This is a genomic window from Georgenia daeguensis, from assembly GCF_039537705.1.
In the GTDB taxonomy this organism is placed as follows: domain Bacteria; phylum Actinomycetota; class Actinomycetes; order Actinomycetales; family Actinomycetaceae; genus Georgenia; species Georgenia daeguensis.
The window spans coordinates 1-5,929 of the sequence record NZ_BAABBA010000049.1 but is presented as its reverse complement, the minus strand read 5'-3'; the positions used below and the strand labels follow the sequence as shown (position 1 = coordinate 5,929).

Annotated in this window: 4 protein-coding genes; all 4 read right to left on the bottom strand. The window is 72.8% G+C overall.

Features of this window, described 5'->3' with window-relative positions; genetic code table 11:
• Positions 1-246: 246 nt before the first annotated feature.
• Positions 247-2,166 carry a hypothetical protein gene (locus ABD774_RS21060; protein ID WP_345045621.1) on the bottom strand — a complete coding sequence of 640 codons (1,920 nt, stop codon included), beginning with the start codon at positions 2,164-2,166 and terminating at the stop codon, positions 247-249.
• A 518-nt stretch (positions 2,167-2,684) separates the two neighbouring features.
• Positions 2,685-4,136 carry a MinD/ParA family ATP-binding protein gene (locus tag ABD774_RS21055; RefSeq protein WP_345045619.1) on the bottom strand — a complete coding sequence of 484 codons (1,452 nt, stop codon included), beginning with the start codon at positions 4,134-4,136 and terminating at the stop codon, positions 2,685-2,687.
• A gap of 11 nt (positions 4,137-4,147) precedes the next feature.
• On the bottom strand, positions 4,148-5,236 hold the full coding sequence (locus ABD774_RS21050) for a M23 family metallopeptidase (protein ID WP_345045616.1): 1,089 nt from the start codon (positions 5,234-5,236) through the stop codon (positions 4,148-4,150).
• Positions 5,233-5,634, bottom strand: coding sequence for a hypothetical protein (locus ABD774_RS21045; protein WP_345045614.1), 402 nt, complete (start codon positions 5,632-5,634; stop codon positions 5,233-5,235). Before ABD774_RS21045 ends, ABD774_RS21050 begins: the two co-directional genes overlap by 4 nt.
• Positions 5,635-5,929 lie beyond the last annotated feature (295 nt).

Below are 5,929 nucleotides of genomic sequence, written 5' to 3'. Positions count from 1 at the left end.
AGACTCGCACCTGACGGGTGCCCTTCTAACTGGCGACTTGGAACCTTCAGCAGTCCCATCGTCCCAGGTCAGAGCGGCACCCGTCGCTCACGACCCGCCCCCACCACCGGTGGATCCAGGCTCAGGCCACAAGCCGGTCCGCGACTCCTGGTGGCCCCATGTAACGCCTCAGCGGTCGACCGCTTAACCGCGCACCGGCGAAGCCTGCCCTGCACTCGTCGGTCGGCAACGGTCACGCGCCGCTGGTCACGCCGCGCCGACGAGCTCGTCCGGTGTCGACTCACTCGTTGTGTGTGCGTCCTCGAGCAGGTGGCGGCGGGCCGCGGCGTAATCGGCGCGGCCGTCTGGTCGCCGGGGGTGGGCGCCGTAGATGTTGGTGCCGTCGGCGGCGAGGAGGGCGAGCTGTCCGGGACCGGGTCGCCTGCCGGGGGAGGTCCGCCGGGGTGATCGCATCCAGGTCTGTTCGGCCTGCCACCACGCCCACAGCTCGCGCTCGAGGCGGTAGCGGTTCGCTCGCTGTTGGAGCCGGCCGTGGGTGCCGAGGTGACGGGCGGCCGTGTCGCGCCGGTCGCGGTCGCCGTGGATCCACCCCTGCGGGGTGTGTGTGATGAGGCGGAAGGAGGCGAGTCGCTCGAGCGTCGTGCCGGTCCGGGCCGTCGTTGCCCCGGTGGTCGTGGCGAGCTGGTCGACGGTGAGGGGTTCGTCTGTGGTGCGGGCGTAGAGGTTGCCTGCGTAGTGTCCCAGACCCCCGGCTGTGGTGAAGGCGTCGTGTGCGGCGGCCCGGGTGCGCGCGACGAGCTCGGCGAGGAGCGCGGTTCTTTGAGCGGCCCCGGCCCCTTCGGGGCGCGGGTCCGCTTGTGACCGATCTGTAGCCGTAGGCCTGTGGATTTCGTGGTGGGGGTCGATGGTCCAGTGCGCGGCGTGGGGTCCGTCCGGTCCGCGGGTCTGGCTGATCCAACCCTCGTCGGCCAGGCGGAGGAGGGCGGTGCGGGCCGTCTCGCGGCCGATGCCGGCGAGCAAGGCGAGGCGGCGGATGTCGGCCTCGACCTCGGCGGTGAGGGCCTGGACGGCGAGCAGGCAGAGCACGTCGAGGACGCGGCGGTCGTTGGGGCCGCTGCGGGTGGCCCACCGGCCCGGGGAGGTGTCGGCGCGGGTCTGGACGTCGCGCACGTGGGCGGCGATGGCCCCGGCGCGGGCGTCGAATGTGGGGTCATCGCCAGTGGTGCGGGCGGTCGCGGCGACGTAGCGCACGGCCTTGCGCCACTGCCGGCGCAGCACGGCGGCGCCGCTGTCCGGCCCGCGGTTCGGGCGCGGGGCACGGTGGCCGCGGTCGCGGCGCGTGCGCACGTGCTCCAGGCCCGGTGCCGTGGCGACGAGGGCGGCGACGTCCTCGTGGTGCCACCGGGCGGCGGCCGCGCCGATCAGGGCACGCCAGAGCACCGCCGAGGCATCCCCGGAGGCGGCGTCCTCAGCCAGGGCGGCCGCGGAGGCGGCGGGCAGGGCCCGCTTGGGGCCGGGGAGGTAGAGGTGGCCGTGGGCGTCGACGGGGACCGGCTGGTGGAGCTCGGTCTCGCCGGCGGGCTCGTGGTGGTCGACCAGGCGGGCCAGGGTGGCGACGAACGCACTCAGCTGCTCGGCCGTGACCGTGGGCCGCACCAGGGTCTCGATGGACCCGCTCAGGACGGTGGAAGCGCCGCCGTGACGGTGCGGGGCACCGGGAGGTCGTACACAGCCGGTGGCCGGGTTCGACAGAGGAGCGAGGTCGAGGGTGGGGCATAGCGCCTTCGCCAGGCGCCCCATCGTCGCCACGGTCTCGGCGGCGGCCCCCTCGCTCAGGGCCAACCACACGTGCCGGCCACCGCCCGGGCCGGATTCGCAGACCACGTGGGGCAGACGGGCCGCCTCGAGCAGGCCGACGAGCGTCTCCGCGTCGCGCACAGTTACCGCGGGGTCGGACTTGGCGTCGAGGTCGAACGCGACCAGGCGGAAGCACCCTTGCTGGTCGGCCAGGTACACGGCCCAGGGCTCCTCCGGGACCGGTGCGGAGGTCGGCGCGTGCCCGGTGTAGAGGTTCAGCGTTTCCCCGTAGGCGTCCACGGCGGCCACACGGACACGGCGCCGCGGGCTCATCGCGGCGGTGAGGGACCACGCGTCGGCACGCGACACGCCCGAGGAAGATCGGTGCGCAGGTGCTGGGCGTCGGGGAGCGGGTGCAGGTATGGTGGGCTCCGAGCGTTAAACACACCTGAGGGTGTGTTAGGTCTGGCCCTTCACCACCCCGGCCGCCAAGCAAGAGGGTGAAGGACTTGGACTGTCAGGGCCGGCCCTTCGGGGCCGGCCCACTCTCATTTGTGGGCTTATGCGGTCTTGCTAAGACCCTCCAAGTTGTAGGGGAGCAGTGCGCCCTGCCCGTTGTCGGGGCGGGGAGTGCTGGCCAGGTGGTCACCGAGTGCCCGCACGAGGTACTCAGTCACAGAGATCTCCAGGGCCGTAGCGCGGTCCTCGATCTCCGTTGCCATGTCCAGCGGTAGGCGTGCCGGAAGCTGCTTACGTGGGCCCTTGCTAGGGCGCCCACCCGGATATGTCGTCGCCATGACTTCACCCTGCCGGTAACAGTTATCGAGCCGCGGGAGGCGGGTCGGCGTGTCGTGGACCACGCCGCCGTTCCGCCCTCTTGTAAGTGGTCACAGTCCGCCTGCCACGGCGGCGGCGGCGCGCAGCCAGGCGCGCTGGGTGCGCTTGTCCAGGGCGTCGTAGTGCAGGGGCCGCCCGGAGAGCTTGGGGTCGTAGGGGATCGCGACGGCTTCGCGGGCGATGCGGGAGAAGCCTTCGGTGATGGCCTGCGGGCCGGCCTCGTTGGTCGAGGCGTGGGAGACGATCACGACGGCGTTCTCGGCCAGGCCGGCGGAGTGGGCGTCGCGCCGGGAGAGTTCGTCGAGCAGGAGCCGGCCGGACTCGGCGTGCTCCTCGCGGGTGGTGGTGGCGACGACGAGCTGGTCGGTGTGGTCGATCATGCGTAGCCAGGACTCGGCGGACTCGTCGTTGCCGGAGTCGATGATGATCAGCCGGAAGTACTTGGAGGCGACGGTGTGCAGGGCGTCGAAGTCGGCGGCGGTGATGCGTTGGTCGGTGGCGAGGACCTCGGGGTGGGAGCGCAGCACGTCGTACTTGTCGCGGGTCTGGTGGTGGACGTAGTGCGCGAGCTCGGCGGCCCGGGCGTCTGGTGCCAGAAGGGCGTCGGTGCGGGGGAGGAGGTCGAGGACGGTGTTCTCGTGCGGGCCCTGCTCGGTGCGCCAGCCGAGCGTGCCGCGGGTGGGGTTGTTGTCCCATGCCAGGACGCCGGAGCCGCCGTAGCGGGCCAGCAGCGCGCTCAGCAGGATGGTGGTGGGCGTCTTGTTGGCGCCGCCCTTGCCGTTGACGATGGCGATGGTGCGCGGGCCGGGCCAGTGCTGGGAGACGGCGCGCTCGTCGGCGCGCTCGGCCAGCTCGGCGGGGGAGGGCTGGACCTTGACGCCCATGCGGGCCAGGAGCCCGCGCCAGCCGGCCTCGGCGGGTGCCTCGTCGCGGTTCTCGGTCAGGAAGGACTGGCTCAGCGCCTCGCGCCGGGTCATCGGCGCAGGCGCCGCGGCGACCGGCCCGCTCGCCTGCATGTCGGGGCCTTCCTGAACCCAGGCCGCCGTTCCTGCCAGGCTCGGCCCGGCAGGGGCGGGGGCCGGTGCCGGCTGCCGGGCAGCCTGGGGCACGTCAGGCTCGGCGGTGAGCACCGCAGCCGGGGCGGTGTCCTGGCGGTCGTCCGCCTCGTGTCGTTGCGCGCTTCTTCTCGAGGTCGCGGGGGTGTCCTCGGCCCGCGTCCGGCGCGTGCGCCGGGCCTCGGGCTCTACCTGTTCGCCGGCCTCGACGTGGCCGTCGGGGTGGACGATCAGCGGCCAGGTGCCGTCGGGGTCGGTGGCGGTGACCTTGACGGGTCGGCCGAGCGACTGGGCGGTCTCGGTGACCTTGGCGAGGATCGCCTGGCGCGCGGTGGCGACGGAGTCGCCGGTGACGGGGTGGGAGGTGCCGTTGATGGTGACCTCGCCGCCGTCGGGTCGGGCGATGGCGGTCACGTGCGGCCAGTCGGGTACGGGTGTGGTGGTCAAGGTTCCCCCTCTTACGGCGTGGTGATGTTGATGCCGCGGGCCGCCATGAAGGCCACGGGATCGGTCGGTTCACCGTTGATACGGATCTCGAAGTGCAGGTGCGGGCCGGTGGAGTTGCCGGACGAGCCGACGTCGGCGATGTGCTGGCCGGCGGCGACGCGGTCGCCGACGCGCACGTGGATGCCGCTGGCCCAGGAGTGGACGTAGCGGGACTGGATGCCGCCGCCGTGGTCGATCGCGACCATGTAGCCGGTGTTGCCGCCGCTGGACGGGCCGGCGATGGTCACGATGCCGTCGGCGACGGCGTAGATCGGGTGGCCGTCCCGAGCGGCGAGGTCGGTGCCGGAGTGCAGCTGGTGGACGGCGGTGACGGGGTTGGTCCGCATGCCGTACTCCGAGCTGTGATCGAGGAAGCCGACCAGGGGGGCGGTCCAGCCGTCCATGCTCACTGCGGCGGGGGAGACCTGGCCGGTCAGGCAGGTCATGTCGGCCGGGCGGGCGACGGCGGCCGCGCCGCCATCGGTAGCTACGGCCGTGGGCTCGCGCTGTTCGCCGGCGTCGGCGAGTGCCTGGACGATCGCCACCGCTGTGCCCCAGTACCGCTCGTAGTGGTAGGGGTCGGCGTTGCGCTGGACCCGGTGGGCGACGATGGTCGGCGGCAGGGTCTCGCGGTCCTCGAGCTGCGCGAGGGACTGGAAGAACATCGTGGCCGAGCGGGTGGGGTCCATCCGGTCGGCGTAGGTGCCCCAGGCGTCGTTGTCGCGCTGCTGGAACAGGCCCCGGGAGTCGGGGCCGACGGCGTCGCCGTGGTCGAGCACCCGCAGGCCGGACTCGCCCATCGCGGTCATGACGCCGATGGTTTGGTCCCGCACCGACAGGCCGAGAGACGCGCCGGCGTTGACGATCGCGGCCGCGTTGCCGAGCTGCTCGCCGCTGTAGCCGGCCACGGACGCGCCGGCGTAGTCCGCGTTCGCCACGGTGATGCCCGACCCGGGCGTGCACGCCGAGGCCTCGTTGGCGGGCGCCAGGAGCAGCAGGAAGCCCACGACGCCACCGAGGGTGAGGACGGCGCCGCCACCGAGGAGGGCGGGGAGCTTCACGCGGACTCCCCGTCGGCCGGTTGCTCGAGGGACTCCGGCGGGGTGATGCGCTCGACCTGCCACGGGCTCGGGCCGTCGGTGCGCGAGAGCAGAACGCCGTAGGTGCCGGCGTCGGTGAGCACGGTCAGCTCGGCGAGGTAGACGCTGGGCTCGGCCGTGATGGTGGCCGGGCCGGTCACCTTGCTGGCGGGGATCGAGGTGGGGTCGACCCACTGGTAGTCGTAGGCGGCCTGCGCACTCAGGTGCTTGCTGAACTCGGCCCACCACTTCTCCTGGGGCGCGTCAGGCCGTGCGTAGGCGGTCATGACGTCCAGGGCGAGCGTCTGCGCTTCCTTGCGCGACGCGTCGTCCCAGACCGGCGCTGCGGCGCTGGTGTCCTCGCCGAGGTCGGACTCCATCGGGGTACCGCCGTCGGAGACCGGCGGGGAGTTGGCCGTCGAGGACGGCGACGGTGCAGCAGGGGACGAGGATGTCGCGCTCGAGCTGGCAGGGGCAGGCGAAGGCGCAGGCTCGTCGTTGGCGGCACAACCGACGAGCGGCGTAGCGAGCAGCGCACAGAGCGCGACCAGCCTGACCGTTCGTGCCGACATCCCGTCCCCCCGGTTGGTGTCGTCAGTCCGTCTCGTGCGGCGGTGACTGCGGCGTCAGCGGGCGGTTGCGGTGCGCGGCGAGATGGTCCTTGACCTCATCGCG

Coding starts and splice junctions, on each gene's coding strand:
- ABD774_RS21045 (WP_345045614.1), bottom strand. CDS start 5,634: ATGGAGTCCGACCTCGGCGAGGACACCAGCGCCGCAGCGCCGGTCTGG.